This is a genomic window from Niveispirillum sp. SYP-B3756 (assembly GCF_009495745.1).
GTDB lineage: Bacteria > Pseudomonadota > Alphaproteobacteria > Azospirillales > Azospirillaceae > Niveispirillum.
Genome location: NZ_WIDQ01000004.1, coordinates 1 through 26,561, shown reverse-complemented (window position 1 = coordinate 26,561; position 26,561 = coordinate 1). Strand labels below are relative to the sequence as shown.

The 26,561-nt window shown below is 62.3% G+C and carries 25 protein-coding genes; 12 read left to right on the top strand and 13 right to left on the bottom strand.

Going from position 1 to position 26,561, the window contains the following annotated elements; all coding sequences use genetic code 11:
- The first annotated feature begins 30 nt into the window (after positions 1–30).
- A complete protein-coding gene (locus tag GE253_RS09950; protein WP_153203998.1) occupies positions 31–573 on the top strand; it encodes a thioredoxin family protein in 543 nt (180 codons plus the stop codon).
- A 4-nt stretch (positions 574–577) separates the two neighbouring features.
- Positions 578–1,822 carry an amidohydrolase family protein gene (locus GE253_RS09945; protein ID WP_153203997.1) on the top strand — a complete coding sequence of 415 codons (1,245 nt, stop codon included), beginning with the start codon at positions 578–580 and terminating at the stop codon, positions 1,820–1,822.
- A 150-nt stretch (positions 1,823–1,972) separates the two neighbouring features.
- Here the strand turns inward: GE253_RS09945 and arsH are convergent, their stop codons facing one another.
- The 7 genes from arsH to GE253_RS09910 form a co-directional block, all read right to left on the bottom strand.
- The gene (arsH, locus tag GE253_RS09940; RefSeq protein WP_153203996.1) at positions 1,973–2,722 is read right to left on the bottom strand and encodes an arsenical resistance protein ArsH; all 750 of its coding nucleotides are present in this window, start codon (positions 2,720–2,722) and stop codon (positions 1,973–1,975) included.
- The gene (gene arsB / locus GE253_RS09935) at positions 2,722–3,783 is read right to left on the bottom strand and encodes an ACR3 family arsenite efflux transporter (protein ID WP_211101430.1); all 1,062 of its coding nucleotides are present in this window, start codon (positions 3,781–3,783) and stop codon (positions 2,722–2,724) included. The genes arsH and arsB overlap by 1 nt, the downstream gene beginning before the upstream one ends.
- A gap of 47 nt (positions 3,784–3,830) precedes the next feature.
- A complete protein-coding gene (gene arsC / locus GE253_RS09930; protein WP_153203994.1) occupies positions 3,831–4,256 on the bottom strand; it encodes an arsenate reductase (glutaredoxin) in 426 nt (141 codons plus the stop codon).
- Positions 4,253–4,759, bottom strand: coding sequence for an arsenate reductase ArsC (locus GE253_RS09925; RefSeq protein ID WP_153203993.1), 507 nt, complete (start codon positions 4,757–4,759; stop codon positions 4,253–4,255). The genes arsC and GE253_RS09925 overlap by 4 nt, the downstream gene beginning before the upstream one ends.
- A 1-nt stretch (position 4,760) precedes the next feature.
- Positions 4,761–5,141, bottom strand: coding sequence for a winged helix-turn-helix domain-containing protein (locus tag GE253_RS09920; protein WP_089286194.1), 381 nt, complete (start codon positions 5,139–5,141; stop codon positions 4,761–4,763).
- 102 nt (positions 5,142–5,243) lie between these two features.
- On the bottom strand, positions 5,244–5,777 hold the full coding sequence (locus GE253_RS09915; RefSeq protein WP_153203992.1) for a carboxymuconolactone decarboxylase family protein: 534 nt from the start codon (positions 5,775–5,777) through the stop codon (positions 5,244–5,246).
- Positions 5,778–6,017: 240 nt separating this feature from the next.
- Positions 6,018–6,557 (bottom strand): peroxiredoxin, encoded by a 540-nt coding sequence (locus GE253_RS09910; protein ID WP_089286192.1) that lies wholly within the window; start codon positions 6,555–6,557, stop codon positions 6,018–6,020.
- A 150-nt stretch (positions 6,558–6,707) separates the two neighbouring features.
- Between GE253_RS09910 and GE253_RS09905 the strand changes: the two genes are divergently transcribed.
- The 3 genes from GE253_RS09905 (at position 6,708) to GE253_RS09895 (ending at position 11,732) form a co-directional block, all read left to right on the top strand.
- Positions 6,708–7,628: a LysR substrate-binding domain-containing protein gene (locus GE253_RS09905; protein ID WP_153203991.1), complete on the top strand. Its 921-nt coding sequence runs from the start codon at positions 6,708–6,710 to the stop codon at positions 7,626–7,628.
- A gap of 255 nt (positions 7,629–7,883) precedes the next feature.
- Complete coding sequence (locus tag GE253_RS09900) at positions 7,884–11,270, top strand: hypothetical protein (RefSeq protein ID WP_153203990.1); 3,387 nt, start codon at positions 7,884–7,886, stop codon at positions 11,268–11,270.
- Between the two features lie 75 nt (positions 11,271–11,345).
- The gene (locus tag GE253_RS09895) at positions 11,346–11,732 is read left to right on the top strand and encodes a nuclear transport factor 2 family protein (protein WP_153203989.1); all 387 of its coding nucleotides are present in this window, start codon (positions 11,346–11,348) and stop codon (positions 11,730–11,732) included.
- A gap of 100 nt (positions 11,733–11,832) precedes the next feature.
- On the opposite strand, the gene GE253_RS09890 is transcribed toward GE253_RS09895, so the two are convergent.
- Both GE253_RS09890 and GE253_RS09885 read right to left on the bottom strand, forming a co-directional pair.
- Positions 11,833–12,825: a TerC family protein gene (locus GE253_RS09890; protein WP_153203988.1), complete on the bottom strand. Its 993-nt coding sequence runs from the start codon at positions 12,823–12,825 to the stop codon at positions 11,833–11,835.
- 157 nt (positions 12,826–12,982) lie between these two features.
- Entirely contained in the window at positions 12,983–13,756 is a 774-nt protein-coding gene (locus GE253_RS09885; RefSeq protein ID WP_153203987.1) for a glycosyltransferase family 2 protein, read from the bottom strand.
- A gap of 245 nt (positions 13,757–14,001) precedes the next feature.
- Here GE253_RS09885 and GE253_RS09880 point away from each other — a divergent pair, with 245 nt between their 5' ends.
- From GE253_RS09880 to GE253_RS09865, 4 genes are all read left to right on the top strand, one after another.
- Entirely contained in the window at positions 14,002–14,514 is a 513-nt protein-coding gene (locus GE253_RS09880; RefSeq protein ID WP_153203986.1) for a ClpXP protease specificity-enhancing factor SspB, read from the top strand.
- Position 14,515: 1 nt separating this feature from the next.
- Positions 14,516–14,899 carry a TfoX/Sxy family protein gene (locus GE253_RS09875; protein ID WP_153203985.1) on the top strand — a complete coding sequence of 128 codons (384 nt, stop codon included), beginning with the start codon at positions 14,516–14,518 and terminating at the stop codon, positions 14,897–14,899.
- Between the two features lie 99 nt (positions 14,900–14,998).
- A complete protein-coding gene (locus GE253_RS09870; protein ID WP_089286128.1) occupies positions 14,999–15,748 on the top strand; it encodes an enoyl-CoA hydratase-related protein in 750 nt (249 codons plus the stop codon).
- A 181-nt stretch (positions 15,749–15,929) separates the two neighbouring features.
- Positions 15,930–16,802 carry a MipA/OmpV family protein gene (locus GE253_RS09865; RefSeq protein ID WP_153203984.1) on the top strand — a complete coding sequence of 291 codons (873 nt, stop codon included), beginning with the start codon at positions 15,930–15,932 and terminating at the stop codon, positions 16,800–16,802.
- 59 nt (positions 16,803–16,861) lie between these two features.
- On the opposite strand, the gene GE253_RS09860 is transcribed toward GE253_RS09865, so the two are convergent.
- Positions 16,862–17,344, bottom strand: coding sequence for an RNA pyrophosphohydrolase (locus GE253_RS09860; RefSeq protein ID WP_153203983.1), 483 nt, complete (start codon positions 17,342–17,344; stop codon positions 16,862–16,864).
- Between the two features lie 535 nt (positions 17,345–17,879).
- On the opposite strand from GE253_RS09860, the gene GE253_RS09855 reads away from it, so the two are divergent.
- Complete coding sequence (locus tag GE253_RS09855; protein WP_153203982.1) at positions 17,880–21,380, top strand: indolepyruvate ferredoxin oxidoreductase family protein; 3,501 nt, start codon at positions 17,880–17,882, stop codon at positions 21,378–21,380.
- A 40-nt stretch (positions 21,381–21,420) separates the two neighbouring features.
- Here the strand turns inward: GE253_RS09855 and GE253_RS09850 are convergent, their stop codons facing one another.
- The 3 genes from GE253_RS09850 to GE253_RS09840 all read right to left on the bottom strand — a co-directional run bounded on the left by GE253_RS09850 (position 21,421) and on the right by GE253_RS09840 (position 24,370).
- Positions 21,421–22,296 carry a hypothetical protein gene (locus GE253_RS09850; protein ID WP_153203981.1) on the bottom strand — a complete coding sequence of 292 codons (876 nt, stop codon included), beginning with the start codon at positions 22,294–22,296 and terminating at the stop codon, positions 21,421–21,423.
- A 4-nt stretch (positions 22,297–22,300) separates the two neighbouring features.
- Positions 22,301–23,362: a hypothetical protein gene (locus tag GE253_RS09845; RefSeq protein ID WP_153203980.1), complete on the bottom strand. Its 1,062-nt coding sequence runs from the start codon at positions 23,360–23,362 to the stop codon at positions 22,301–22,303.
- 132 nt (positions 23,363–23,494) lie between these two features.
- Positions 23,495–24,370: a sterol desaturase family protein gene (locus tag GE253_RS09840; protein ID WP_153203979.1), complete on the bottom strand. Its 876-nt coding sequence runs from the start codon at positions 24,368–24,370 to the stop codon at positions 23,495–23,497.
- A 136-nt stretch (positions 24,371–24,506) separates the two neighbouring features.
- Here GE253_RS09840 and GE253_RS09835 point away from each other — a divergent pair, with 136 nt between their 5' ends.
- Together GE253_RS09835 and GE253_RS09830 are read left to right on the top strand one after the other, a co-directional pair.
- Positions 24,507–25,505: a patatin-like phospholipase family protein gene (locus GE253_RS09835; RefSeq protein ID WP_153203978.1), complete on the top strand. Its 999-nt coding sequence runs from the start codon at positions 24,507–24,509 to the stop codon at positions 25,503–25,505.
- 72 nt (positions 25,506–25,577) lie between these two features.
- The coding region (locus GE253_RS09830) for a transposase (protein ID WP_153203977.1) at positions 25,578–26,561 on the top strand (984 nt) is incomplete at its 3' end.

Sequence of the window (26,561 nt, the reverse complement as noted above, 5' to 3'; positions counted from 1 at the left end):
CCGTTCAATTCCATTCCCAAGGACCGATCCATGCGCAAAACCGCCCTTCATGCCTTCGCCCTGGCCGGCCTGCTGGCCCTGCCCGTGCTGGATGCCGGCACGGCCGCCGCCCAGGTGGCCGCCCCCAGCGTTTCCGTCACCGATATCAAGAACCTGCCGCAGCCGCTGCCGCTCCCCTATGACGAGGAAGCCAATGCCGATGCGGAGGTAGCCGCCGCCTTTGCCCGCGCCAAGGCCAATGGCAAGCGGGTGATGCTGAATTTCGGCGGGGACTGGTGCCCGGATTGCCGCGTGCTGGCCGGCATCATGGAACTGCCGGAGGTGAAGAGCTTCCTGGCCGATCATTATGAGCTGGTGAAGGTGGATGTGGGCCGCATGAACAAGAACCTGCAGATCCCGGCGAAATATGGGGTGGAAAAGCTGCGCGGCGTGCCCACGGTGATGATCATCACCGCCGATGACAAGGTGCTGAACGCCACCAACAGTGCCGAACTGTCCAGCGCCCGCTCCATGACGCCGCAATCCATCGCCGACTGGCTGGCCAAATATGCCGCCCCGGTGAAAAAGGGCTGAGGCGATGGCCGTGGAACCGATGCTGTTTGCTGGCGGGCTGGTCTTTGACGGGCTGGCCCCGCCACGGCCCGGTCTGGGCGTGCTGGTGGGCGATGGGCGCATCGCCGCCATCGCCCCGCTGGCGGAGTTTGGCGGCTTTGCCGGCCCACGGGTGGATACGACCGGTGCCACCCTGATGCCGGGGCTGGTGGATGCCCATGTGCATCTGGGGCTGGAGGCGACGGGCGATGTCGTCACCACCCTGCGCCAGCGCAGCGTCGGTGACATGGCCCTGCGGCTGCTGGAAAATGCCCAGGCCACACTGGCCGGCGGCATCACCGCCATCCGCGATCTGGGCGGGGTGGAATGGCTGGAAGTCTCTGTCCGCGATGCCATCCGCCAGGGTCGCCACCAGGGGCCGACCATCCGCTGCGCCGGCAAGGTGCTGACCATTACCGGCGGCCATGGTTCCTGGATCGGGCTGGAATGCGACGGGCCGACCGATTATGTGCGCGGCGTGCGGCTGAATGTGAAGCACGGGGCCGACTGCATCAAGCTGATGGCCACGGGCGGGGTGCTGACCGGCGGGGTGGACCCGCTGGCCCCGCATCCCAGCACCGAAGAGTTGGCCGCCGCCACCCGCACCGCCCATGATTTCGGCCTGAAGGTGACGGCCCATGCCCAGGGTGCCCGCGGCATCGCCCGCGCGCTGGAAGCCGGGGTGGACAGTATCGAACATGGGTTTGAACTGACCGATGCCATCATCGCCACCATGCTGGAAAACGGCACCTATCTGGTGCCGACCCTGGCGGCGATGATGGCCCTGCTGGCATTGAAGGACCGGCTGCCCGCCTTTGCGCGGGACAAGGCGGAACGGTTCAGCGGGATGCATTTCGCCAGCTTCAAGCGCTTCGTGGCGGCCGGCGGCAAGGTGGCGCTGGGGACAGATGCCGGCACCCCCGGCAACCAGCATGGGGAGAATGCGCAGGAACTGGCCCATATGGTGGCCCTGGGCATGGACCCGCTGGCGGCCCTGGTGGCCGGTACCAGCAACGCCGCCGACCTGCTGAACCTGCCCGACCATGGCCGCCTGATCAGCGGGGCGGTGGCCGACCTGCTGCTGGTGCCGGGCGACCCGGTGGCGGATATCAGTGCGGCCGCCAACCCGGCCCGGCATCTGGGCATCTGGAAAGGCGGGGTGCCGGTGGCACGGCGGGGCACGGCGGTGGCCGCCTTCGATCCGGCACCGGCATCGGCGGCGGGGTTCTGACAGCCAAGGCGTTAGGAGTTAATCTTGACGCCTTTTCCAGCCCTTTAACCGTCATTCCCGCGAAGGCGGGAATCCATACGACAGCGCGGATTTTGGATTCCCGCCTTCGCGGGAATGACGGTTATGAAGTGGCACCGACACAGCAATTTATCACAGCACCCGCCCCAGCGCCTGATTCGCCAGTTCACCCGCCGCACTGACGGGCTGATCAGCTTCGCGGCGTTCAGAATAGCGATCCACCAGCGTGGCCGCATGGGGGCGCAGCAACACGGTGAAGCGCACCAGCTCTTCCATCACATCGACGATGCGGTCGTAATAGGCGGATGGCTTCATCCGGCCATCGGCATCAAATTCCTGAAACGCCTTGGCGACGCTGGATTGGTTGGGGATGGTGAACATCCGCATCCAGCGGCCCAGAAGGCGCAGGCTGTTCACTGCATTGAAGCTCTGCGAGCCGCCGGAAACCTGCATCACTGCCAGCGTGCGGCCCTGCGTCGGCCGGATGGACCCCATGGCAAGCGGCAGATGGTCGATCTGCGCCTTCATGATGCCGGTAATCTGGCCATGGCGTTCAGGGCTGCACCAGACCTGTCCGTCCGACCAGATGGCATGGTCGCGCAGCTCATGCACGGCCGGGTGGTCATCGCCCTTCACCTGATCAGGCAAGGGCAGATCAGACGGATCGAAAATGCGCGTCTCCGCCCCGAAATATTCCAGCAGCCGCGCCGCCTCCTCCACCGCCAGACGGGAGAAGGAGCGGTCACGTAAGGAACCGTACAGCAACAGGATGCGCGGCTTGGGGTCCAGCGGCCCCAACCCCAGGCCCGGCAGACGATGGGCATAGGCGGGATCAAGGGCCGGCAGGTGATCAGGATCGCTTAAATAACGCAGACGGGACATTACACCTGCTCCTTAACCGGGGCTGTCAGCGGAAACCAGCGGCGGCCCAGCCACAGGGCCAGTTGCACCATCAAGATCAGGACCGGCACCTCCACCAGCGGGCCGATGACGGCGGCGAAGGCCACAGGCGAAGCCAGACCGAAGGCGGCAATGGCCACGGCGATGGCCAGTTCAAAATTATTGCCCGCCGCCGTGAAGGCCACGGCGGTGGCGCGCGGGTAATCCGCCTCGATCAGCTTGCCGGTGAAGAAGCTGACCAGGAACATGATGAAGAAATAGAGCGTCAGCGGCACGGCAATGGCCAGCGCGTCCAGCGGCAGCCGCACGATATCGGCCCCCTTCAGGCTGAACATGGCGACGATGGTGAATAACAGCGCCGCCAGCGTCAGCGGGGAGATGCGGGGCAGGAAGCGGTTTTCATACCAATCCTCCCCCTTGGCACGGATCAGCACCCGCCGGGTCAGGAACCCGGCCAGGAAGGGAATGCCCAGATAGATCAGCACTGCTTCTGCAATGGTCTGGAACGACACGTCAATGACGCTGCCCTCCAGCCCCAGCAAGGGCGGCAGGAAGCCCAGGAAGAACCAGGCATAGGCGCTGAAAAACAGGATCTGGAAGATGGAATTGAAGGCCACCAGCCCCGCCACATACTGGTTGGAGCCACAGGCCAACTGGTTCCAGACCAGCACCATGGCGATACAGCGGGCCAGACCGATCAGGATCAGGCCCGTCATGTAATCCGGCCGGTCATGCAGGAAAATCACCGCCAGCGCGAACATCAGGCAGGGGCCGATGATCCAGTTCTGGATCAAGGACAGGGCCAGGATACGCTTGTCGGCGAAGACCTGCGGCAATTCCTCGTACCGCACCTTGGCCAGCGGCGGATACATCATCAGCACCAGCCCGATGGCGATGGGGATGTTGGTGGTACCGATGGACAGCCGGTCGAGGGCGGCCGGCACCCCGTCGAACAGGCTGCCCAGCGCCAGCCCCAGGGCCATGGCGGCAAAAATCCACAGGGTGAGGAAACGGTCCAGAAAGGACAGACGGCGGGCGGGCATCGCCATGATCAGGGCAGCCTTCGATGGGGGAAACAGGGGAAAGCGGATCAGCGCAGACGGTTACCGGCCGCATCCACCACGGCCTCCCCATCCTCCTTGGTGAAGGCGGCCTTCTGTGCGGCGGGCAGGATGTCCAGCACCTGTTCCGACGGGCGGCAGAGGCGCACGCCCAGCGGCGTCACCACGATGGGGCGATTGATCAGGATGGGATGGGCCTGCATGGCATCCAACAGGGCGTCATCCGACAGGCTGGGATCATCCAGCCCCAGTTCAGCATAGGGGGTGCCCTTTTCCCGCAGCACCGCCCGCACAGGCACGCCCATGCGGGCGATCAAGTCGGCCAGCACCGCGCGGGTGGGCGGGGTCTTCAGATATTCAATCACCACCGGTTCCACGCCGCTGTTGCGGATCATGGCCAGCGTGTTGCGCGACGTGCCGCAGGCAGGGTTGTGATAGATGGTGATGTCGGTCATGACAGGGCTTCCTGCTGTGCCATTTCCACCAGATGCCGCTTCATCGCCAGCCGGTCCAGCGAGGCGTGTGGCAGGTTGACGAAAAGCTGCAGGCGCCGTTCAATCTGGCGGTAAATCTCCGCCGTGAAGGCCGCCTTTTCCGCATCGCTGCCGCCGGCCGATGACGGATCGGCGAAGCCCCAATGGGCGGTCATCGGATGGCCGGGCCAAATGGGGCAGACTTCGCCGGCGGCGCTGTCGCAGACGGTGAAGATGAAATCCATCTGCGGCGCATCGGCGCCGGCAAACTCGTCCCAGCTTTTCGACCGCAATGCCGAGACATCGTGCCCCAGATGGGCCAGCAGATCATGCACGAAGGGGTTGATGCGGCCCGATGGCTGGCTGCCGGCACTGAATGCCCGAAAGCGGCCCTTGCCAAGCCGGTTCAGAATGCATTCCGCCATCATGCTGCGGGCAGAGTTATGGGTACAGAGGAAGAGGACATTATAGGGCTGATCACTCATCTCACGCTCCGACAGGGATGGGGTGGGGTGCGTCCGGACTGCAGGCGGGTGTGCAGACGCCAACCGCCGCCAGCAGCCCTTCCCCGCACAGTTCTGGCCGGCCGCCGCAGCAATCCTGCACCAGGAAGGCCAGCAGGCGACGCGTGCCGTCGAAATCCGGCGCGTAATGGATATGACGCTGCACCCGCCAGGAACGCAGCAAGCCCGCCCGTTCCAGCATCGCCAGATGATGCGACAGGGTGGAGGGGGCGACGCCCAGGCGTTGCGCCACCTCCCCCGCCGTCAACCCATCCGGCCCCACCTGCACCAGCAGACGGAAGATGCCCAGGCGGGTTTCCTGGGACAGGGCGGCGAAGGCGTCGGTGGCAGCTTTGATTTCCATATTTCAACAATCATCGAAATAATGAAAACGGTCAAGCCCCAAATCAAAAAACCCCGGCACCAGCGGTACCGGGGTTTTTCAACGTCGATCATATACCAACAATCAACCAGCCAGCGCGTCCTCGGCATCCAGGACGGAGGCGACAGCATGGATGACAGAGGCAATGCGCACCACGTCCTGCACATTTTCCTTGGAAGCGCCCTTCTGGATCACTTCGTGCTCGTGGGCGTCGATGCACATGCCGCAGCCATTGACGGCGCTGGCGGCCAGCGACCACAGCTCGAAATCCACCTTGGGTGCGCCGGGATTGGCGATGATGTTCATGCGCAGGCGGGCGGGCATCTTGGAATATTCCTTGTTGCCGGCCAGATGCACGAATCGATAGTAGATATTGTTCATGCCCATGATGGCGCCGGCGGCCTTGGCGGCGGTCAGCGTGGCATCATCCAGGTGCTGCTTGGCATCGGCGACGATGGCCTTGGTCACTTCCGCGTTGCGGCTGGCAAAGGCGGCGGCCACGGCCGTGCCCCAGGCCTGCGACGGCGACAGGGAAGAGGTGTTCAGCACCGAACCCAGGTTCAGCTTCAGATCCTTGGCGTATTCGGGCAGGCGCGACTTCAGCGCATCGATGGACATGATTGTCATCTCCTTGGGAAATGGTCACAACAATCCTGGTGCGGGCGCAATCGCGCGGCCGGGACACGGGGATCAGGCGATGTGATGGAAACCGATGATAAAAGTGCCGCCGCCAGACCCGGAAGGAAATCGACAGGTCGGTACGCGGCAGGAAATCGGTCAAAGAGGGTGGATGGGCGCCCTGGGCATGAGGGATGCCGGCGCCCATCCGTCGTCAGAAAATGGCCCTTAAATGGGGGATCAGGCCACCTTCAGAACGTCCTCGCCCTTCTGCCAGTTGCAGGGGCACAGCTCGTCGGTCTGCAGGGCGTCCAGGGTGCGCAGCACTTCCTGAACGTTGCGGCCGACGGACAGGTCATGCACGGAGGCAAAGCGGATGATGCCTTCCGGATCGACGATGAAGGTGGCGCGCAGCGCAACGCCTTCGTTCTTGTCCAGCACGCCCAGATCGGCAGACAGCTCGCGCTTCACGTCGGCCAGCATCGGGAACGGCAGATCCTTCAGATCGGCATGGTTCTGGCGCCAGGCCAGGTGCACGAACTCGGTGTCGATGGAAGCGCCCAGCACCTGGGCGTCGCGGTCAGCGAACTCACCGTTCAGCTTGCCGAAAGCGGCGATCTCGGTCGGGCACACGAAGGTGAAGTCCTTCGGCCAGAAGAACACGACCAGCCACTTGCCCTTGTAGGTGTCGTTGTTGATGGTGGTGAAGGCGGACTTGATGTCGGTGGAAACAGTGGCCTTCAGGTCGAAAGCGGGAAACTTATCGCCAACGGTCAACATAATGAACAACTCCACTTTTGTGATTGAGCGGCCGGTGCGCCTGGGCGTCACCGGCAGCCCTTATATGGCTATCGGTGACGGGACGTATATGGGGGCAGCGCAGCAAAAAAAGCTAATCGCAAGTTCCGACTGCGGCCATAGGATGGGCCAATGAACCCGGTGAACATTACCCTGCGCCAATTGCGCTATCTGGTGGCCCTGGCCGACACGCTGCATTTCGGCCGTGCCGCCACCGCCTGCCATATCAGCCAGCCCTCGCTCTCCGCCCAGATCCAGCAACTGGAGGATATGCTGGGCACGCCCCTGGTGGAACGCACCAAGCACCGTGTGCTGCTGACCCCGGCAGGGGAAGATGCGGTGGAACGGGCGCGGGTGATTCTGGGGCAGGTGGATGATCTGTCGCAGGCCATGCGCGCGTCGGGCCGGCCCTTGTCGGGCGCGCTGCGGCTGGGGGTCATCCCCACCAGCGGGCCCTATCTGCTGCCGCGCGTGCTGCCGCCGCTGCGCGGGGCCTATCCGGAGCTGAAGCTCTACCTGCGCGAAGACCTGACGGAACGGCTGCTGGACCGGCTGCGCGCCGGTGACCTGGATATGGCCCTGCTGGCCCTGCCGGTGCTGGAACCGGGGGTGGAGGTGCTGCCGCTTTATGAGGAACCGTTCCTGGTGGCCCTGCCCCGTGGCCATCGGTTGGACAATGCCGATGCGGTGACGGAGGGCGAGTTGCAGGATGAAAGCCTGCTGCTGCTGGAAGATGGGCATTGTTTCCGCGATCAGGCTCTGGATGTCTGCGCCCTGTCCGGGGCCCAGGCGGGGGCCGGATTCGCCGCCACCTCCCTGCCCACCCTGGTGGAAATGGTGGCGGGCGGGCTGGGCCTGACCCTGCTGCCGGCCCTGGCCGCCCCGCTGCTGGCCGGCAATGGCCAGGTCTCCCTGCGCCCCTTTGCCAGCCCGGCCCCGCACCGCACCATGGCGCTGGTCTGGCGCAAGGGCAGCCCGCGTGCCACCGATATCCGCCGTCTGGCCGATGTCATCGCCCGCCACCTGCCGGAAGGTGCAGAAGCACTGCGGTAATCACGATCGGGGGGCGGAAAAGCCCACCCCCCTTTGCGCAATGCGCCGGGCCGGGCGCATTGTTTCCCCGACAAATATTATTGAAAATCGGGCAAGTAGCGAAAATTTTCCGTTGGAACGACGCCCAAATGGAAACATACGGGCGGCCGTTTCCCACCCCCTTCCACACTGGATTTATCCCGACCTTGCTGTGTATAGTTGCCTCGCATTACAATAAAATTGAATCATTTCTCGCTGACAGCACGGGGTGGGAGAATGGCAACGGTAACAGGCACGGCCGGTGCCGACACGTTGACGGGTACCGATGGCTATGACGATATCAAGGGTGGCGACGGTGATGATATCATCAACCTGACCACCGGTAATGATAATATCGACGGTGGCAACGGGTACGATATCTACCGCACCAACATCAGCAGCAGTGCTGTTCAGGAAAATTACCGTAATCTGGCGGAAGGCACCATTCTGGGTTTCCTGTTGTCCTGGCTGGAAAATGGTGACCTCAACAGCTCCAACATTCAAAGTATCATCAATGTTGAGCGTATAGATTTCACCGACCAGTCATTATTATTTACCGCCGGTACTGCCGGCAATGACCGGTTGATCGGCAATAATGACACCTTGAATGCGATCAATGCGGGTGCCGGGGCCGATACGGTCACCGGCGGGCGCTTTCGGGATTTCATCGGCGGCGGGGCCGGGGCCGACAGCCTGTCAGGCGGGGACGGCGACGATGTTTTCTTCCCCGGCCGGATGGAAGGCGACACGGTTGATGGTGGGGCCGGTATCGACCGGGTGGCGCTGGCCTATTACGTGAATTCCGATCTGCGGTTCAGCGTGACCGACGGGGTCTGGTCCGACTGGATGGGCGGATCGCTGACCCTGATCAATGTCGAACAGTTTGAACTGACCACCGGCGATGGCAATGACACCATCACCGGTGGCGTCCTTGCCGAACGGTTTTCCGGCGGGGCTGGCAATGACAGCCTGACTGGCAATGGCGGCAATGATACGCTGATCGGCGGCACCGGGCGCGACACGCTGGCGGGCGGCGATGGCGACGATCTGCTTTATGTCTCCATCCCCAGCAACAGCAGTGCAGCGGTCATTCTGGGCACCCTGATGCAGGGTGGTGCCGGTAATGACAGCCTGACCAGCGGCACCGGGCGCGATACGCTGCTGGGTGGGGATGGCAATGACCTGCTCTCCCTGCGCACGGCCACCCTGCCCGCTGATCTGCCGCTGGCCGGCAATCTGCTGGATGGCGGGGATGGCGATGACAGCCTGATCGGGGATATCGGGTCCGGCGATACGCTGCTGGGCGGCACCGGTAACGACGCGATCTCTGTCTCCGCCCCCAACGGCTTGACCGGCGGCCTGCTGGATGGCGGCGAAGGTAACGACCTGATCAGCAGCGCCGGCGGTACCAGCACCCTGAAGGGCGGCGCTGGCAATGACACGCTGTACAGCAGCCTGCCGCGCGACGGGGTGGCGATCGGCGGCAATCTGCTGGATGGCGGGGCCGGCAATGACAGCCTGCGCGGCGGCGGCGGGCAGGACACCCTGCAAGGCGGCGAGGGGGATGATGACCTGGATATCATCACCTTCCCCAGCACCGATACGCGCGGCAGCCGCAGCCTGCTGATGGAAGGTGGGGCCGGCAACGATAAAATCTTGGGCGGGCTGGGCACGGACACGCTGAATGGCGGCGATGGAAATGACCAGTTGGGCATCTCCCGCCTCAGCGGCCTCAGCGATATCGGCAGCAAGGGCCTGCGGCTGGATGGTGGGGCCGGCAATGACACGCTGACCGGCGGGCGCGGCAATGATACGCTGATCGGCGGTGATGGCCAGGATCAGGCCGTCTATGCGCTGGCCAAATCCGCCGTCACCATCACCCGGAACGAGGAAGATGGCAGCTTCACCCTGGTCAGCGGCGCCGGCGGTACAGACAGGCTGTCAGGCGTGGAAACCCTGGTGTTCAATGATGGCCGCATCGACCTGACCAATTGGGGCCGGTTCCGCGACGCCTATTGGATCGACGCCTTCCGCAACCCCACGGATGCCAGCTGGGCGACGGCCACCCAGGCGCCCGTCACCGTCAGCTATGCCTTCTACAGCGCCCTGCCGACGGGGTACACCGCCGCGAACTATCCTGATTTCAGCCCCCTGACAGAGGCGGAGAAGACCCAGGCCCGCGCGGCGCTGGCCAATTATGCCAACGTCACCGGCCTCAGCTTTGTGGAGGTGAATGATCCGGCAGCGGCCAATATCCGCTTCGGCACCATCTCCATGACCACGGCCTATGGTTTTGCCGGCTATCCTGCCGGGGGCCAGGCCGATGTCTGGCTGGCCAACAATGTTTACGACACGCGGGCGGGCCTGGCCGAGAACTGGTACATCTTCCATCATGAGCTGCTGCACGCGCTGGGGCTGAAACATGCCACCACGCTCTATGGCAACGAACCACCGCAGCTTTCATCGACGGAGGTGGGGGCCGGCAGCCTGTTCTCCCTCTGGAACAGCTCGACGGAGCGGTTGCGGGATTTCGATGTCGCGGCGCTGCAATATTACTATGGTCCCGATCCCACCGTGCGCAGCGGCGATGATGTCTACAGCATCACCGGGGCCAGCACGGCCACGCATTTCTTCTGGGATGGCGGCGGCAGCGACCGGATGGACCTGTCCGGCGCCAGCGCTGGTGTCCAGGTCAGCCTGGTGCCCGGCAGCCTGAACTGGATCGGGACGGCCGCCACGTCGGTGGTGGCCGCCAATGCCTTCACCATCAATCACGGCACCTGGATCGAACGGCTGACCGGCAGCGCCTTTGCCGACCAGTTGGAAGGGAACTATCTGGCCAACCAGATTGATGGCGGGGCCGGAAACGACACGATCCTGGCCACCGATGGGGATGACACCATCATTGGCGGCACAGGGGAGGATGTGCTGGTCTTCAACAGCGCCGCCAGCACCTACGCCATCACCACGCGCAGCAGCGATCAGGCGGTGATCCTGACCGGGGCCGGGCGCACCATCACCAGCTTCGGGGTGGAAAGCTTCCGCTTCACCGATACGGAGATTGATACAACCGGCCGCATGATCGACAAGCAGATGCTGCTGAACGGCAAGCTGGTGTCGCCCACCCCTGCCGTTACCGCATTCGGCCAGGAATGGGCCCTGGCCGGCACCAGCAACGGCGATATCGTCATCGGCACCAACAAGGGCGATCTGATCAACGCGCTGGAAGGCGACGACGCCGTCAACAGCGGTGCCGGCGATGATATCATTGATGGCGGCCTCGGCTCCAACTTCCTCACCGGCAGTGCAGGCAGCGACCGTTTCTTCATCGATGGCCGCAATGCCAGCGGGGCCGCCAACCGCACGAGTTGGAGCACTGTGACGGATTTCCAACGGGATGCGAAGGAGACCATAACCATCTGGGGTTGGGATCCGACCCACAGCAAGATCGTGCTGGACGAACAATCGGGTGGGGCAGACGGCTATAAGGGCGCCACCTGGCATCTGGACATGGATGGCGACGGCAAGATCGATGTCAGCCTGACACTTTCCGGCCTGGGGCTGGACGCGGTCACCCATTCCACCGGGGTGGTTGACAATGTCGGATATCTGCTGCTGGGCTGATCCCGTCCGCACCACGGTCCCCCGCATACGTCCGGTATGCGGGGGTTTTTTGCTTTCCTGCAACCGATAAGCAGCATGTCCGATCAGCAGCCCATCCCGTCCGGTGATCCCACGCTCACCGTGGCCCGGCAGCTGGATGCCTATAATGCCAAGGATATTGAGCGGTTCATGGAGCCCTGGGCGGCGGATTGCCTCTACTACGCCTTCCCCGACACGCCGCTGGCCCGTGGTGCGGCGGAAATCCGCGCCCGGCATGTGGAACGGTTCAGGGAACCGGACCTGTATGGCCGGCTGATCAGCCGGACATTGGTCGGCAATCTGGTGGCCGACCATGAAACCGTCACCCGCAACTTCCCCGAAGGCAAGGGGGAGGTCGATGTGCTGTGCCTTTACGAAGTGGCGGAGGGCGAGATCGTGAAGGCGTGGTTCAAGATGGGGGAAAAGCGGCTGCTCCCCGCCTGATACACCCACCCTGAAAATGAAAAGGTGGAAAGCCGGGGAACCCGCTTTCCGCCCTGGGCAGACGCGGCCGCCATGATGCCTCATGGCGGCCGGTTAAAGGTTACTCTGCCGCGACCGCCTTCTCGTCCTTGCGGGTGCGATAGAGCGAGTAGAGCACGCCGCCGCTCAACAGCACCATGGTGACAGAGAGCGAGATCGCCGGGTCCAGCTTGCCATAGATCTGGTTCCAGAAAATCTTGGCACCGATGAACACCAGCACCAGGGCCAGCGCGTATTTCAGGTAATGGAAGCGGTGGACCATGGCGGCGAGCGCAAAATACAGCGCGCGCAGGCCCAGGATGGCGAAGATGTTGCTGGTATAGACGATGAACGGGTCGGTGGTGATGGCGAAGATGGCGGGCACGCTATCCACCGCGAACACCACGTCGGCAAATTCAACCGTGATCAGCGCCAGGAACAAGGGCGTGGACCAGCGCACCAGCTTGCCGGTCTGCGGGTCCGGCTTCTTCACGAAGAAGGCATGGCCGTGCAGCTCATCCGTCACCCGCATGTGACGGCGCAGGAAGGCGATCATGCGATTGCCTTCCATCGACTGTTCCTCATCCTTGGCCAACAGCATCTTCACGCCGGTGAACAGCAGAAAGGCACCGAAGATATAGAGCATCCACGACCATTCATTCACGATGGCCGCGCCCAGCGCGATCATGATGCCGCGCAGGATGATGACGCCCAGGATACCCCAGAACAGAACCCGGTGCTGATACAGGCGCGGGATGGCGAAATAGCTGAAAATCAGCGAGATAACGAAGACGTTATCCAGCGCCAGCGCCTTTTCCAGGGCAAAGCCGGTGAAATATTGGATGCCGGGTGTCGCCCCCAGATACCACCAGACCCAGCCACCATAGAGCGCAGCGATACCGATATAGAAGGCGGAAAGCACCAGGCTTTCCTTCACGCCGATCTCGTGATCCTTCTTATTGAGGACGCCCAGGTCGAAGACCAGCAGGGCAATGACGATGCTAATGAAAAACAACCAGATCCACAGCGGTTTACCCAGGAAGGGATCTGATACGAGTGAGAGCAGGAACTCCATAGGAGCGCTTCCGTCCAACGATGCTTGCGTCAAGCGGGAGGAATGTGCGTTCCGACATCACAGCCGACGCCTCGGCTGCCAGAGGGGCCCGGATCAAGCCACGAGATAAGGTGCGGCCGGGACCGTTCAAGAGGGCTTAGGTAGAAAGTTCTGCGACCTATCCTTTGCGCAATTGTTCCCGCACCTTGGCGATGCGGGCAAAGCGGAAAAAGGCGATGATGGCGGCGATTTCCAGCCCTTGCAGCCCGAACACCCAATAGCCCTTCAGACAGAAATACCGGAACAGGTTGATGGGAAATTCCGCCATCAGCCGCAGGGCGGAGAAGCGCTTACCCTTGCCCTTGGCCATGATTTCCGCCGCCTGGGCGCTGCTATAGCGGTTCAGTTTGCCGATCAGATCGGCATGGGACCGAATCGAACGGTGGACGATGATCGAGCGAAGCTGCCCCACCGCACCGCTTTGCATGATGACGGCATCATGGGTTTCGCTGTCGGCAAAGCGGCCATGGCGTCGGTCGTAGAGCCGGATGTAATGATGCCGGGGGGCAAAGCGGTGGGGCCGGGGCTGGCCGTCCAGTGTCATTACCGTCTGGATGCGATAGCCCTGCAGCGGCGGCGTGCCGGCGGCGAACAGGGCACGCACCTCCGCTTCCAGTTCCGGCACCGCCTCCTCATCGGCATCGATGTTCAGCAGCCAGTCATGCCGGCATTCCATTTCGCCAAACCGTTTCTGCGGGCCGTAACCCGGCCAGTCATGATGGATGACGCGGGCGCCCAGGGACGCTGCCAGGGCCTGGGTACCATCGGTGCTGCCGCTATCGATCACCAGCACCTCATCCACCCAATCACGCACGGCGCGGATCACCGGGCCAATCCGGTCAGCCTCGTTCAGCGCGATGATGAAGGCGGAAAGGGGCAGCTTGTCGGCCATGGTCTGTCCTTGGCGGCAAAGGCAGGGGGGCGGGCAGAGCAATAGCATGGGCGCAGCAAAAAGGGGGAGGCCCATCGCCATCCCGCTTTCGCAGGTGCGCACACAGAAAAATGACAAATCGGGGGCGCGTCGTACAGTCATACGCGTGCAATGCTTGATTATCGGCCGATAATAGGCTTGTCTTGCAGGATGTGGGTTCCGGGCTTTTGCGCCCGCTTCGTTCTTGCCAGGGGTTTGCCGTACCGATGTCTGAGGATTTGCTCCGCTATGACCGCATGGTCGAGGCCGCCAAGCGCAGCGTGGTGCGACAGGCCCTGCGTGAGGTGCTGGGCCTGGGTGGCCAGCTGCCGGGTGAACATCATTTCTATATCACCTTCCGCACTGACGCGCCCGATGTTGATATCCCGGATTATCTGCGGGCCAAATACCCGTCGGAAATGACCATTGTTCTGCAGTACCAGTTCTATGATCTGACGGTGGATGCCGATACGTTCGGCGTGACGCTGAGCTTTGGCGGCGTGCTGCGCCGCCTGGTCGTGCCCTATGTTGCCATCGTCACCTTCGCCGACCCGTCGGTGAATTTCGTTTTGCAGTTCCAGCCGGACGATATGGCCGCCATCCTGCCCGATGAGGATGAGGAAGGCGGCCTTGACATCATGGTGGTGGAAGAGGAAGAGGCCGGGCCCGCCAAGGCCGATGATGATACGCCCCGCCCCACCGGCACTGTGGTGGCGCTGGACGCTTTCCGGAAAAAGTAACATGGCCGGCGGCCGGAAAACCCCGCCGCCCCGGGCCCTGCCGCCCTTTGTCAGCCATGTGCTTGATCTGCTGGCCCCGCTAGGGCCGGTGCTGGCGCGTGCCATGTTCGGCGGCTGGGGCTTGTCGCTGGATGGCAAAACCTTCGCCCTGATCGCCGGGGACGAGCTTTACTTCAAGGTCGATGATGGCAACCGTCCCGCCTATCTGGCGCGGGGCCGGTTGCCCTTTGCCCCTTATCCCGATCAGCCCCATCGCACCATGGGATATTATCCCCCACCGGCCGAAGCGTTGGAGGAAGCGGACAGCCTGTTGCCCTGGGCCCGCGACGCGCTGGCCGTGGCCGGGCGGGCCGCCCTGACCAAAGGCAAACCACGGCGTGGATAAGCCGCAAATTTCCGCACGACCGTGCGCATTTACCTTGACGCCCCGCCCGGCTTGCGGCGTCCTTGACGGCAATCAAACCTGAACAGGGGGAATTGTCCGATGAGCGATCATATTCTGCTGCGTGACGAAGAGGGCGTGCGTCACATCACCCTGAACCGGCCGGACAAGCGCAACGCGCTGACCGCTGCCATGTATGCCACCATGGCCGATGCCCTGACAGAGGCGGCCAACGGCGGGCAGGTGCGCGCGGTGCTGTTCAGCGGGGCCGGCGGCTTTTTTACCGGCGGCAATGATATTGGCGATTTCCTGGCCAACCCGCCGCAGGGGCCGGATGCCCCCGTGTTCCGCTTCCTGATGGCGCTGGCCACCAGCCCGCTGGCCCTGGTGGCCGCCGTGGAAGGCCAGGCGGTGGGCATCGGCACCACCATGCTGTTCCATTGCGACCTGACCTATGCGGCCCCCAATGCCCGGCTGCATGTGCCCTTCGTTGATCTGGGACTGGTGCCGGAGGCGGCCAGCAGCCTGCTGATGCCGCGCACCATGGGCCACGCCACCGCCGCCCGCATGTTGATGCTGGGCGAGCCGCTGGAGGCGGAGGAAGCCAAGCAGGCCGGCATCCTGTCCGGCATCGTTCCGGTGGAAGCGCTGGCGGCCACCGCCACGGCCAAGGCCCGCGCCCTGGCCGCCAAGCCGGCCGAAGCGCTGCGCCAGACCAAGGCGCTGATGAAGCCCAACCCGCAGGAAGTGCTGGCCGTGATGGCGAAGGAGGCGGAGATTTTCAGCCGCAGCCTGCGCTCCCCCGAAGCCATCGCCGCCTTCCAGGCTTTCATGGGCCGGTCCAAGAAGTAAGGAGCACCTCCTTCGCCGGCCCGGCACTTTTGCGGGAGCAGGTGAATACCAAGGGGTACGTCCCGTGCCCCTTGGTGGAAAGGGGACGCGGACCTGCCCCCCTTTCGCATCGCTGGCGACAAGGCGCTGTTTCGGTTAGGACTAGCCGCGACCGCGATGCCGCCACGAGGCCCCGTCCACCATGCGCCTTTCCTTCGTCAGCGCCCTTTCTGCCGCCCTGTTGCTGGGGGCACCCGCTGCCTTTGCCCAATCGGCCCTGATCGGCACCGAAACCACCACGGACACCGCCCCACTCTGGGAAGCGGGCGTGTTGGCCGCCGGTGGCTATGTCAGCCACTATCCAGCGGCATCGGAGGGGCAGTTCCGTGCCCTGCCACTCCCCTACATCATCTATCGCGGCAACACGCTGCGCATTGGCGATGACGGCTTCGTGCGCGCCCGCAAGGAATTTGCCGACGAGCGACTGGAAATCGATATCGGGCTTGATGGCGCTTTTGATGTGGACAGCAAGGATAACAAGGCCCGCGCCGGAATGCCGGACCTGGATCTGCTGATCGAGGCCGGGCCGAAGGCAACCTGGCACTTCAATCCCAAGAAAGACCCGGTGCAGGTAGACCTGTCCCTGGAAGTTCGTGCCGTCATCGCCACCCGTTTTGTCGCCTTCGATTATGAAGGTTTCACGGTCAATCCGCAGCTCAGCGTGTTTGACCGCGCATTCATGGGCACGCCGCTGCGTGCCTATGGCTCGGTCGGGCCGATCTTCGGCTATGACGGGGTGAATGAGTATTTCTATCAGGTGGACCGGGCCTACGCCACGCCGGACCGCCCGGCCTATCGCGCCAAAAGCGGTTATATCGGTACCAAGACGACGCTGGGCGTCGCCTATCCGGTCACCGAAAACCTGCTGATCTTCACCGCCGCCCAGGTGGGCTATTATGGTGGTGCTGCCAACACGGACAGCCCGCTGCACCGGGATGATCTGAACGTCAATGTCGGTGCCGGGATACGCTGGTCCTTCTGGCATTCCGACGCGCGGGTGCCGATCGTCCGTTAAGAATAGAAATGTCTCCAGGGACGGGTACTGCGCCCGTCCCTGGTGGAGAACATGGCCCCTCAGGCGGGAACGGCCAGATGGCCTAATTCCTGTACAACCGCCTCGTAGATCGCCCGCTTGAACGGGACAATCATGGTGGGCAAGTCAACCAAAGATACCCATTGCCAGGCATCGAATTCCGGGTGATCGGTATCCAGGTTGATATCGGCGTCCGCGCCGGTGAACCGGCAGGCCACCCATTTCTGCGTCTGGCCGCGATATTTGCCGCCCCAGACCTTGCCCAGCAGATTGGGCGGCAGATCATAGCTGAGCCATTGGCCGCTTTCCGCCAGAACGGTGGCCTTACCGGTACCGATCTCCTCCTCCAGTTCCCGCAAGGCAGCAACCCTGGGGCTCTCCCCCGCATCAATGCCGCCTTGCGGCATCTGCCAGGCGCCCGGCGTATCCACCCGGCGGGCCACAAAGATGTGCCCATCCTTGTTGATGAGCATGATACCCACGCACGGCCGATAGGGCAGCGTGGAGGGGTCGGTTTTAGCCATGATCGTTGTGTCCGTTTTGGAAATTTAAGAAATATTAACGCAATAAGCGACCGCCGTCACCTGCGCTTGACAATCCCGAGAAACGACAAAATGTAGGGTCTTGAATCACAACGTATTTTATTGAACCACCTTACGTACAAACGTCGTCATTCTATGGTTCGTTAAAAAGAGTATTTTTATCATATCAGACGGTTAAGTTGATCATCGCCGCGTCGCGTACCCCTTATTTTAATAAAAGATGCGGCCGGTCACGCACTTCATCCAAAGGCCACGGCATCAAGGACCATAAGGGCAGAAAAATCCTGCTGCGACTCGGAAATGCCCCACTTCACTCTGCTGCGCCGCGTCACCGCAGCGCAGCAGTAATGAACGATCCCGGCCCACCCTTTTCCTGCACGATCCCACGCCGAACAGACCCCGGTTTGGACCGAAAATAAGTCAGTAGAATTGACCTATTTTTTAGCGTTACGGTTGGAACGAACAGGTTCAGGCTATCGGTGCGTCATAGGGCATCGATACAATAAGGGGACGCTTCATGAGCAACGCCGCCCGTAGACTCGCCACCGTTTCGCTGGATGACAAATACGCCCTGGAACAGGGCACAGCCTTCATGAACGGCACCCAGGCGCTGGTGCGGCTGCCGATGCTGCAGCGGCAGCGTGATCTGGCGGCCGGGCTGAATACGGGCGGCTTCATCTCCGGGTATCGTGGGTCGCCGCTGGGCGCCTATGATCAGGCGCTGTGGCAGGCGCGGAAGTTTCTGGCCAAGGGCAATATCCATTTCCAGCCCGGCGTGAATGAGGAGTTGGGGGCCACCGCCGTCTGGGGCAGCCAGCAGGTGAACCTGTGGAAGGGCTCCAATGTCGATGGCGTGTTCGGCATCTGGTATGGCAAGGGGCCGGGGGTGGACCGCTCTCTTGACGCCCTCAAGCACGCCAATTTCGCCGGTACCAGCCGTTATGGTGGCGTGCTGGCCTTTGCCGGCGATGATCATAGCTGCAAATCCTCCACCCTGCCGCACCAGTCCGACCAGGCCTTCATCCATGCCTTCATGCCGGTGATCAACCCGGCGGGCGTGCAGGAATTCCTGGATATGGGGCTGGTCGGCTTCGCCATGTCCCGCTATGCCGGCGCCTGGGTTGGCTTCACCACCATTGCCGACACCATCGACACCACCGCCATCGTCTCGCTTGATCCGCAGCGGGTCAGCATCGTGGAGCCGACGGATTTCGCTCTGCCGCCCGGCGGGCTGAACATCCGGCTGCACGACACCCCGCTGATCCAGGAAGCGCGGATGATCGACTGGAAGCTGAATGCCGCCAAGGCCTTCGCCCGCGCCAACAATCTCGACAAGGTCGTCTTCGGCCACCCCGCCCCCCGCCTGGGGCTGGTCACCATCGGCAAATCCTATCTGGATGTGCGCCAGGCCCTGGATGAGTTGGAGATCGGGGAGGAACTGGCCATTGAGCTGGGGCTGGGCATCTATAAGGTTGCCATGTCCTGGCCGCTGGAACCGGAGGGGATGCGCGCCTTTGCCCAGACCACCGAGGAACTGCTGGTGGTGGAGGAAAAGCGTTCCCTGCTGGAAAGCCAGATCAAGGAACAGCTTTTCCACTGGGACCGCCGCCCCCGCGTGCTGGGCAAGACCGATCATGAGGGCAAGCCGCTTTTCACCGAAAAGGCGGAGCTGAACCCGATCGACATTGCCCGCGTGCTGGGGGCCCGGTTGCTCTCCTTCGGGCCTAATGATTATGTCAGTGAGCGGCTGGCAAGGGTCGAGGCGCGGATGGCCCGCGCCGCATCCTCCTCCACCGTCGTTCGTACGCCGTTTTTCTGCTCCGGCTGCCCGCACAATACCTCCACCAAGCTGCCCGACGGCAGCCGGGGGCTGGCCGGCATCGGCTGCCATTACATGGTCACCTGGATGGGCCGGAACACTGATGTGTTCAGCCAGATGGGCGGCGAGGGCGTGCACTGGATCGGCCAGAACCATTTCACCGAGGAAAACCATGTCTTCGCCAATCTGGGCGACGGCACCTATTTCCATTCCGGTATCCTGGCGGTGCGCGCCGCCGTTTCGGCGAAGGTGAACATCACCTACAAGATCCTCTATAATGACGCCGTGGCCATGACCGGCGGGCAGCCGGTGGATGGCAACCTCTCCGTCTTCGACATTGCCCAGCAACTGGATGCGGAGGGGGTGCAGCGCATCGTCGTCGTCTCTGACGATCCGGAGAAATATGGCTTGGGGCGCGGCCTGCCGCACGGCACCAAAATCTTCCACCGCGACGAGCTGGATGGGGTGCAGCGCGACCTGCGGCAGGAAAAGGGCGTCACCATCCTGATCTATGAACAGACCTGCGCCGCCGAAAAGCGCCGCCGCCGCAAGCGCGGCAAGTTCCCCGATCCGGCCAAGCGGGTGGTGGTGAATGAACTGGTCTGTGAAGGCTGCGGCGATTGTTCGACCAAATCTTCCTGCCTCTCCGTCGTGCCGGTGGAAACCGAATTTGGCCGCAAGCGCCAGATCGACCAGTCGAGCTGCAACAAGGATTTCTCCTGCCTGAAGGGCTTCTGCCCCAGCTTCGTGACGGTGGAAGGTGGCAGCCTTAAAAAGCCCAAGCCGGCAGCGAAGAAGGATGGGGATGAGTGGGGCCCCCTGCCCCAGCCGGAAATCCCCACGCTGGACCGTCCCTGGAACATCCTGGTCACCGGCATTGGCGGTACCGGCGTTGTCACCATCGGGGCCATCCTGGGCATGGCCACGCATCTGGAAGGGCGCGGCTTTACCGCCATGGATATGGCCGGGCTGGCGCAGAAGGGTGGTTCCGTCACCTCGCATCTGCGCATCGCCGAACGGCCGGACCTGATCCATGCCAACCGCATCGTGGCCGGCGGGGCCGATCTGGTGCTGGCCTGCGATATCGTGGTGGCGGCCAATGCCGATGCCATCTCCAAAATGGCACCCGGCCGCACCAAGGCGGTGGTGAACACGGCGGAAAATGTCACCGCCGCCTTCATCACCAACCCCGATGCCACCGTGCCATCGGGCAGCCTGACCCGCACCATCGCCAATGCCGTCGGCGGGGCGGATGCGGTTCATGCCCTGGATGCCGCCAAGATCGCCACCGCCCTGTGTGGTGACAGCATCGCCACCAACCTTTTCATGCTGGGCTATGCCTGGCAGAAAGGCTTGATCCCCACCAGCGCCGACGCCATCGAAAAGGCCATTGAGATGAATGGTGCTGCGGTGAAGATGAATATGGAGGCCTTCCGCTGGGGCCGCCGCGCTGCGGTGGACCCGGCCCGCGTTATCGACGCCGCCACGCCCAAGGCCGACACAACCGGTGCCTTCGGCCACCGCAAACTGTCGGAAACGCTGGAGGAAATGGTGGAACGCCGCGTCGCCTTCCTGACCGATTATCAGGATGAAGCCTATGCCGGGCGTTATAAGGCATTGGTGGACCGGGTGCAGTCGATGGAGGCCCAGCGCACCCCTGGCCGTGACCAGCTTTCCCGCAGCGTGGCCCGCTATCTGTTCAAGCTGATGGCCTATAAGGACGAATATGAGGTGGCGCGGCTTTACACGGACGGGCGTTTCCTGGCACAGGTGAAAAGCCAGTTTGAAGGCGATTATAAGCTGAAATTCCATCTGGCCCCGCCCGCCACCGCCCCGGTGGACCCGACGACGGGGCAGTTGAAAAAGCAGGAGTTCGGGCCCGCCATGCTGCTGGGCTTCCGCCTGCTGACCAGGCTGAAGGGGCTGCGCGGCACACGCTGGGACATTTTCGGCCGCCACCCGGAACGCAAGCTGGAGCGTCAGTTGATCAGCGACTACATCGCCGTGGTGGAAGAATTGCTGGCCGGCCTGTCACCGGCCAATCATGGGCTGGCGGTGGAAATCGCCGCCGTGCCGGAACATATTCGCGGCTATGGCCATGTTAAGATGGCGCATCTGAAAAAGGCCAAGGAGAGCGAGGCGGAATTGCTCTCCCGCTGGCGTCACCCGCCACCCACCATCAGTGCGGCGGCGGAGTAAGGGAAAGGTCCGGGCCGCCTGAAACAGGGCGGCCCGGCTGTCACTTGCGCAGGTAATCCAGATAATCCAACAGCATCAGGCGGCTGTCGGCGTCGATCTGGCGTTTGAAGGCTGACACCAGGGTCTGGGATTTCTTGCGCCCTTCCGCGCTTAGATAGAACTTTTTGAGAGTTTCAAGCTCATGTGGAGCCAGCCGCGTTAAGGTCGCTGTAGAAAACCGTCGCAAGCCCTCTATCGCAAGAGGAGACTGGAATGGGGGTATCTGCTCATCCTCCGGCTGCTGCCGGGTGGTTTCCATAATCTGATCAACAAGCTGCACCCGCTCGGCTTCGCGCATAGCCCGCAGTTGCTCCTTTTCTTTAACTACACCAAGCCTGATAATTTCCACCATCCGGCGCGCCACCAAGGCCTGCTCGCCACCAATTTCAGGCAAAGCCATCGCCTGGGCCAGATGTTCCAGCACCGGGCGATCTGTCCGGCTTTCAAGGCTGGTCTTCAGGCTCCGTTGCGTCTGTTCAAGATTCTCCACATTCTCCTGATTAATCTTGTCCATCGCCTTGATGAAAGCTTCGATTGCGGCAAGATAATCTGAAGCGGCAACGGGTGGGGATGGCAGGGCCGCCAGATCGGTGAGCAAAGCTGCTTCCATTCTCTGCACGTCAAACCGCCGAGCAATGATCTCACGCAAAGCCTGCGCTTCAGCGGCCAAGGAATCCATTTTAGAGGGACTATAAGCATTCACCGCCGACTCGGGATATTGCGGCATCAACGTATAGACCCCAGCAACCCGCTCGCCCTTCAAAAGCGCCGCATCCAATGCCTCCCCTTCCTCCCGCCCACAGGCAGTCAGGAGGAATAGGATCGGCAGCAGCAGCCATATGCCGGCATTGCGCTGAAACACGCCTGTCGCTTTCATGACGTCAAACCCGAACAGTATCGATGCGCAACGGGCGTGTCTTATCAGCGAGGCTGTACAATGTCTGCTCGGCCTTGATCAGTTGAGGATTAGGCCCGCCGTCGGAGGACCAGTAAGTTGGGAAACCATCGTAGAAGGGCTTCTTTCCGAATATATCCTTATGCAAACTATCAATGTGCTTCTTGACAGTATCACCCTGTTCTTCATAGCGGACGCGCTGATGCGCACCAATACCCACTGGATACCTCTCCCCAGGCTTGGGGCGTGGATAGTCCTTAGCGCTGGGCAATTGCTGGATGGGACTTTCAGGGCTACGGCGAAAACCCACGAAACCAATCGCTGGACTGCTTCCAGTAATATTCGCCTGAAAAGGCACATCAACCAGATAGTCGGATTCCAGTATCCTGTTCATGAACATGGCGAGCTCAATCCGTTTCGCCAGCAGCGTATAATCAATGCTTCCGGCAGGGGGATTGAAGATTGGTGCCCTCTCCAAATGATCCATGATGGCGTTTCGCTCATCACCGGACATCCGCGTATCGTCCTGTACGATTGCCGCAATTTCTTGGGCGCAGGCCGAACTGAGATAGATGAACTGGTCGATCTGGATTTTCTTGATCAGTGGAGAGGATGAGATGATATTGCTCGAATTCATCATCAGCTTTTGCGCCACTTCGGTGATTTTCTTTGAAGCGGCGGACTTCGCCCCATCCAGCAAGGCGCCGATGGCAAACATCGCCGCCTTATTGTTGCTGACGGCATAGAGGGCGTTGAAGGTACGGTTGAGATTATTGGCACAGATCACCTGCAGGGCCGCCCTGCCAGCGAGCGTTCGCAGTGACGCGCTGGCGAAAGCGGCGATCATGATGGTGCTGGTCGCCACCGATGCAGCCAGAAGGAACAGTTCAGCCTGGCGCTTCTGATACTCCTCTTCCGCCTTCAGCGTACTGACAAACGAGTCATAGGCATTGGCGTAGGCGATGGCATAGTTGGCACAGGGCCCACCAAACCATTCATCCTTCTTGCGGGTAAGTTCACGCAGATAAAGGTCGATTCTGCCGGCCATGGTGCCCCCCGATTGAATAAGGGGGCAACGGCATCCTATCCGCCAGCTACCCCATTTCTATCGGGGAAAAAGAAATCCGATTAGGTTCTCGGTTTCAAACCGGCAGTGGCATTACCCCAACTGCACCACCCGTCACACCACCTTCTTGTTCCAGAAATCCCGCCGCTTCCAGGCATCGAACGGGTAGGCCAACTGGCCCAGGAAACTGGACGGCACGGGATCTTTGCAGCCGACATTGCTGGGCGGCTTGCGGTCGGCTGGCAACAGCCTTGTGCCGAACACGATATCCCAAATGATCAGATTTTCCCCGTAATTGCAGTTCCCCTCAATCGGGTCGCGGTTATGGTGCCAGCGATGCAGCTCTGGCGTGGAAAAAATCCAGTTCAGCGGGCCGCACACCATCTGCACATTGCAATGGGTCAGAAAGCCGATATAGGCGGTGATGGCCAGCACCCAGAGAATGACATCGCGCGGCGCCCCCGCCAGATAGGCAATCGTCAGGGCAAAGCCAGTCTTCCAGAGCGAATCCAGGAAATGGAAACGCCCGGTATTGACAATCCACAGTTTGGTGACGCTGTGATGGATGGCGTGCCAATGCCAAATGGCGCGGAATTCATGCGCCGTGCGGTGCGCCCAATAAAGACCGAATTCACCCGCCACCAAGGCCAAAGCCACTTGTGCCGCCAGCGGCCAGCTTTCCGGCCACCAGCCGCCCACCGTGGGCGGGGCCTGGGAAACGCCAACAATGGCCAGGCTGGCGGCGATCGCCTGCCCCAGCCCCTTGTTCAGCACCGTATGGGCGATATCGTTGAACAATTGACCGTCGCTGGGCACCCAGGCCGGTTCATAGGGCATCAACCGTTCCAGCAACAATAGCGCCGCCGCCAATCCGAAATATGTCAGATTGAAGGCAAGAACCGCCTGACCGGACTGCCACCCCAGCCAATAACCAGCGATGCACAGTGCCAGCAACCCAGGCCAGAGCAAACGGGAAAGCAACGCACGCATTGATCATCCTTCAAACAGCACACCGGAAGTTACTACCAAAAAACACGATTTCACACATTTCTTACAACCGACTTTGGTGTGTTATTATAGCACATTGGTTTAGCGCATGGGTGTGCGCGGTTCCACAGGGGGTGCCATGAAGATCGGGTTGGCGTTGGGCAGCGGGGCGGCGCGCGGCTGGGCCCATGTGGGCGTGTTACGGGCCTTGGAGGAGATCGGCATCAAGCCCGCCATGATCTGTGGCACCTCGGTGGGCGCCCTGGTGGGGGCGGCCCATCTGACCAACCAGTTGGACGCGTTGCAGCGCTATGCCCAGGGTTTCGGGATGCTGGGCGTGTTCAAACTGCTGGACATCACCCTGTCACGCGGCGGGCTGGTCAGCGTTGAAAAGGCCTATGAGGCGTTCCGCAACCCCCACACCGATATCCCCATTGAACAGCTGCCCATCCCCTTTGCCGCCGTCGCCACCGATCTGGCGACGGGCAAGGAGGTCTGGCTGCGGGAAGGCCATCTGCTGGATGTGGTGCGGGCATCGGCCGCCATTCCAGGATTGTTTCCGGCTGTGCCCTTCCAGGGCATGTGGCTGGCCGACGGGGCGCTGGTGAACCCGGTGCCTGTCTCTCTCACCCGCGCGCTGGGGGCGGAGATTGTCATCGCCGTCAACCTGAATGGCGACCTGTCGCAATTGCCGCGCCTGTCCAAGGCGCAGTTGGGGCCGGTTAATGTCTCCCTGCCCGATCATCTGCTGGAAAGCGATGAGGGGACGGCCGAGCACCCCCCGGCACCGCGCGGCAGCGGGGGAGCGTCGGGCGGCGGCGGCGCACCGAAGCCACTGGCACAGCTGGCGGCCAAGCTGAACGCCATGGGCGAACGGACCCGCAGCATGGCCGCCCAGTTCATGGCCCCCAAACAACCCACCCCCAATGTGCTGGAGGTGATGGCCAGTTCCATCGACATCATGCAGGACCGCATCACCCGGTCCCGTCTGGCTGGTGAGCCGCCCGACGTATTGCTGACCCCGCGCATCGGCCATATCGGCATTCTGGAATTCGAAAAGGCCGATGAGCTGATCGAGCTGGGCTATACCGCCACCATGGCCATGCGCCCGGCCATTGAGCTGGCGCTGGAACGGTAATACCAATCTCCCGGGCCTGTTGAAAAAGCCCTAACATTTTGATTCGATGGCGATGTCACGGGAGGCATCGCCATGTTGGGTCAGAAGGATCGTCGTCAGCCTGAGCTGTTTGTGGCGTGCTCGCTGCGGGAGCTGCTGCCAGCAGACCATGTGCTTGTTCGGGTTGATAAGGTTCTGGATCTGGGTTGGCTTGAGGCGGAGGTTGCCGATCTTTACAGCGTTCAGACGGGCCGCCCTGGGATTGCGCCTGAGGTTGCAGTTCGGTTGATGCTGGCTGGGATGCTGCTCGGCATTGTTCATGACCGGCGGCTGATGCGGGAGGCACAGGTCAATCTGGCGATCCGCTGGTTCATCGGCTATGGGCTGCATGAGCCATTGCCGGACCATTCGAGCCTGACCCGCATCCGCCAGCGCTGGGGGGTGGATCGGTTCCGCCAGATTTTCGTGCGTACCGTCCAGTCTTGTATCGCCGCCCGGATCGCCAAAGGCGAGATTGTCCATATCGACAGTTCGTTGATCCGGGCCAATGTCAGTTGGGATGCCATCGCGCGGCGCCATGTCGACGCCGTTGAGACCGCCAATCCGCAGGAGAGCGGGGAAGATCGGGGCGATGGCCCGCCGCCGCCGGCGAAGGGTGAGAAGAAGAACAAGAAGCAGACCGCCATCTGCACCAGCGATCCCGATGCCACGCTGACCACCAACAAGACCGGCCGCCGGAGCGAGCCCGCCTACAAGCATCACACGGCGGTAGACGCCGAGCGGGGTGTGGTGCTCGACGTGGCGGTGACCACCGGTGCCGTCCATGACACGAAGATGACCGAAGCCCAACTTGATGCTATTACAGCAACCACCGGCGTCGCCATCCAGGTGGCGACCATGGATGCCAGCTACGCCATCACGCGGATCTTTGCCGACCTGGAAGCGCGCGGCATCGAAGCCATCATTCCCACCAAGGTCGAACGAGCCCCCAAGAAGGGCATCATCCCCGTGCGCCGTTTCAAACTCGACGCCAGGCACCGCGTCGTCCGCTGTCCCGGCGGAAAGCGGCTGCGGCCC

What these genes read in the sequence shown, in the direction of transcription:
- GE253_RS09950 (WP_153203998.1), top strand. Translation starts at nt 31, where the DNA reads ATGCGCAAAACCGCCCTTCATGCCTTCGCCCTGGCCGGCCTGCTGGCC.
- GE253_RS09945 (WP_153203997.1), top strand. Translation starts at nt 578, where the DNA reads ATGGCCGTGGAACCGATGCTGTTTGCTGGCGGGCTGGTCTTTGACGGG.
- arsH (WP_153203996.1), bottom strand. Translation starts at nt 2,722, where the DNA reads ATGTCCCGTCTGCGTTATTTAAGCGATCCTGATCACCTGCCGGCCCTT.
- arsB (WP_211101430.1), bottom strand. Translation starts at nt 3,783, where the DNA reads ATGCCCGCCCGCCGTCTGTCCTTTCTGGACCGTTTCCTCACCCTGTGG.
- arsC (WP_153203994.1), bottom strand. Translation starts at nt 4,256, where the DNA reads ATGACCGACATCACCATCTATCACAACCCTGCCTGCGGCACGTCGCGC.
- GE253_RS09925 (WP_153203993.1), bottom strand. Translation starts at nt 4,759, where the DNA reads ATGAGTGATCAGCCCTATAATGTCCTCTTCCTCTGTACCCATAACTCT.
- GE253_RS09920 (WP_089286194.1), bottom strand. Translation starts at nt 5,141, where the DNA reads ATGGAAATCAAAGCTGCCACCGACGCCTTCGCCGCCCTGTCCCAGGAA.
- GE253_RS09915 (WP_153203992.1), bottom strand. Translation starts at nt 5,777, where the DNA reads ATGTCCATCGATGCGCTGAAGTCGCGCCTGCCCGAATACGCCAAGGAT.
- GE253_RS09910 (WP_089286192.1), bottom strand. Translation starts at nt 6,557, where the DNA reads ATGTTGACCGTTGGCGATAAGTTTCCCGCTTTCGACCTGAAGGCCACT.
- GE253_RS09905 (WP_153203991.1), top strand. Translation starts at nt 6,708, where the DNA reads ATGAACCCGGTGAACATTACCCTGCGCCAATTGCGCTATCTGGTGGCC.
- GE253_RS09900 (WP_153203990.1), top strand. Translation starts at nt 7,884, where the DNA reads ATGGCAACGGTAACAGGCACGGCCGGTGCCGACACGTTGACGGGTACC.
- GE253_RS09895 (WP_153203989.1), top strand. Translation starts at nt 11,346, where the DNA reads ATGTCCGATCAGCAGCCCATCCCGTCCGGTGATCCCACGCTCACCGTG.
- GE253_RS09890 (WP_153203988.1), bottom strand. Translation starts at nt 12,825, where the DNA reads ATGGAGTTCCTGCTCTCACTCGTATCAGATCCCTTCCTGGGTAAACCG.
- GE253_RS09885 (WP_153203987.1), bottom strand. Translation starts at nt 13,756, where the DNA reads ATGGCCGACAAGCTGCCCCTTTCCGCCTTCATCATCGCGCTGAACGAG.
- GE253_RS09880 (WP_153203986.1), top strand. Translation starts at nt 14,002, where the DNA reads ATGTCTGAGGATTTGCTCCGCTATGACCGCATGGTCGAGGCCGCCAAG.
- GE253_RS09875 (WP_153203985.1), top strand. Translation starts at nt 14,516, where the DNA reads ATGGCCGGCGGCCGGAAAACCCCGCCGCCCCGGGCCCTGCCGCCCTTT.
- GE253_RS09870 (WP_089286128.1), top strand. Translation starts at nt 14,999, where the DNA reads ATGAGCGATCATATTCTGCTGCGTGACGAAGAGGGCGTGCGTCACATC.
- GE253_RS09865 (WP_153203984.1), top strand. Translation starts at nt 15,930, where the DNA reads ATGCGCCTTTCCTTCGTCAGCGCCCTTTCTGCCGCCCTGTTGCTGGGG.
- GE253_RS09860 (WP_153203983.1), bottom strand. Translation starts at nt 17,344, where the DNA reads ATGGCTAAAACCGACCCCTCCACGCTGCCCTATCGGCCGTGCGTGGGT.
- GE253_RS09855 (WP_153203982.1), top strand. Translation starts at nt 17,880, where the DNA reads ATGAGCAACGCCGCCCGTAGACTCGCCACCGTTTCGCTGGATGACAAA.
- GE253_RS09850 (WP_153203981.1), bottom strand. Translation starts at nt 22,296, where the DNA reads ATGAAAGCGACAGGCGTGTTTCAGCGCAATGCCGGCATATGGCTGCTG.
- GE253_RS09845 (WP_153203980.1), bottom strand. Translation starts at nt 23,362, where the DNA reads ATGGCCGGCAGAATCGACCTTTATCTGCGTGAACTTACCCGCAAGAAG.
- GE253_RS09840 (WP_153203979.1), bottom strand. Translation starts at nt 24,370, where the DNA reads ATGCGTGCGTTGCTTTCCCGTTTGCTCTGGCCTGGGTTGCTGGCACTG.
- GE253_RS09835 (WP_153203978.1), top strand. Translation starts at nt 24,507, where the DNA reads ATGAAGATCGGGTTGGCGTTGGGCAGCGGGGCGGCGCGCGGCTGGGCC.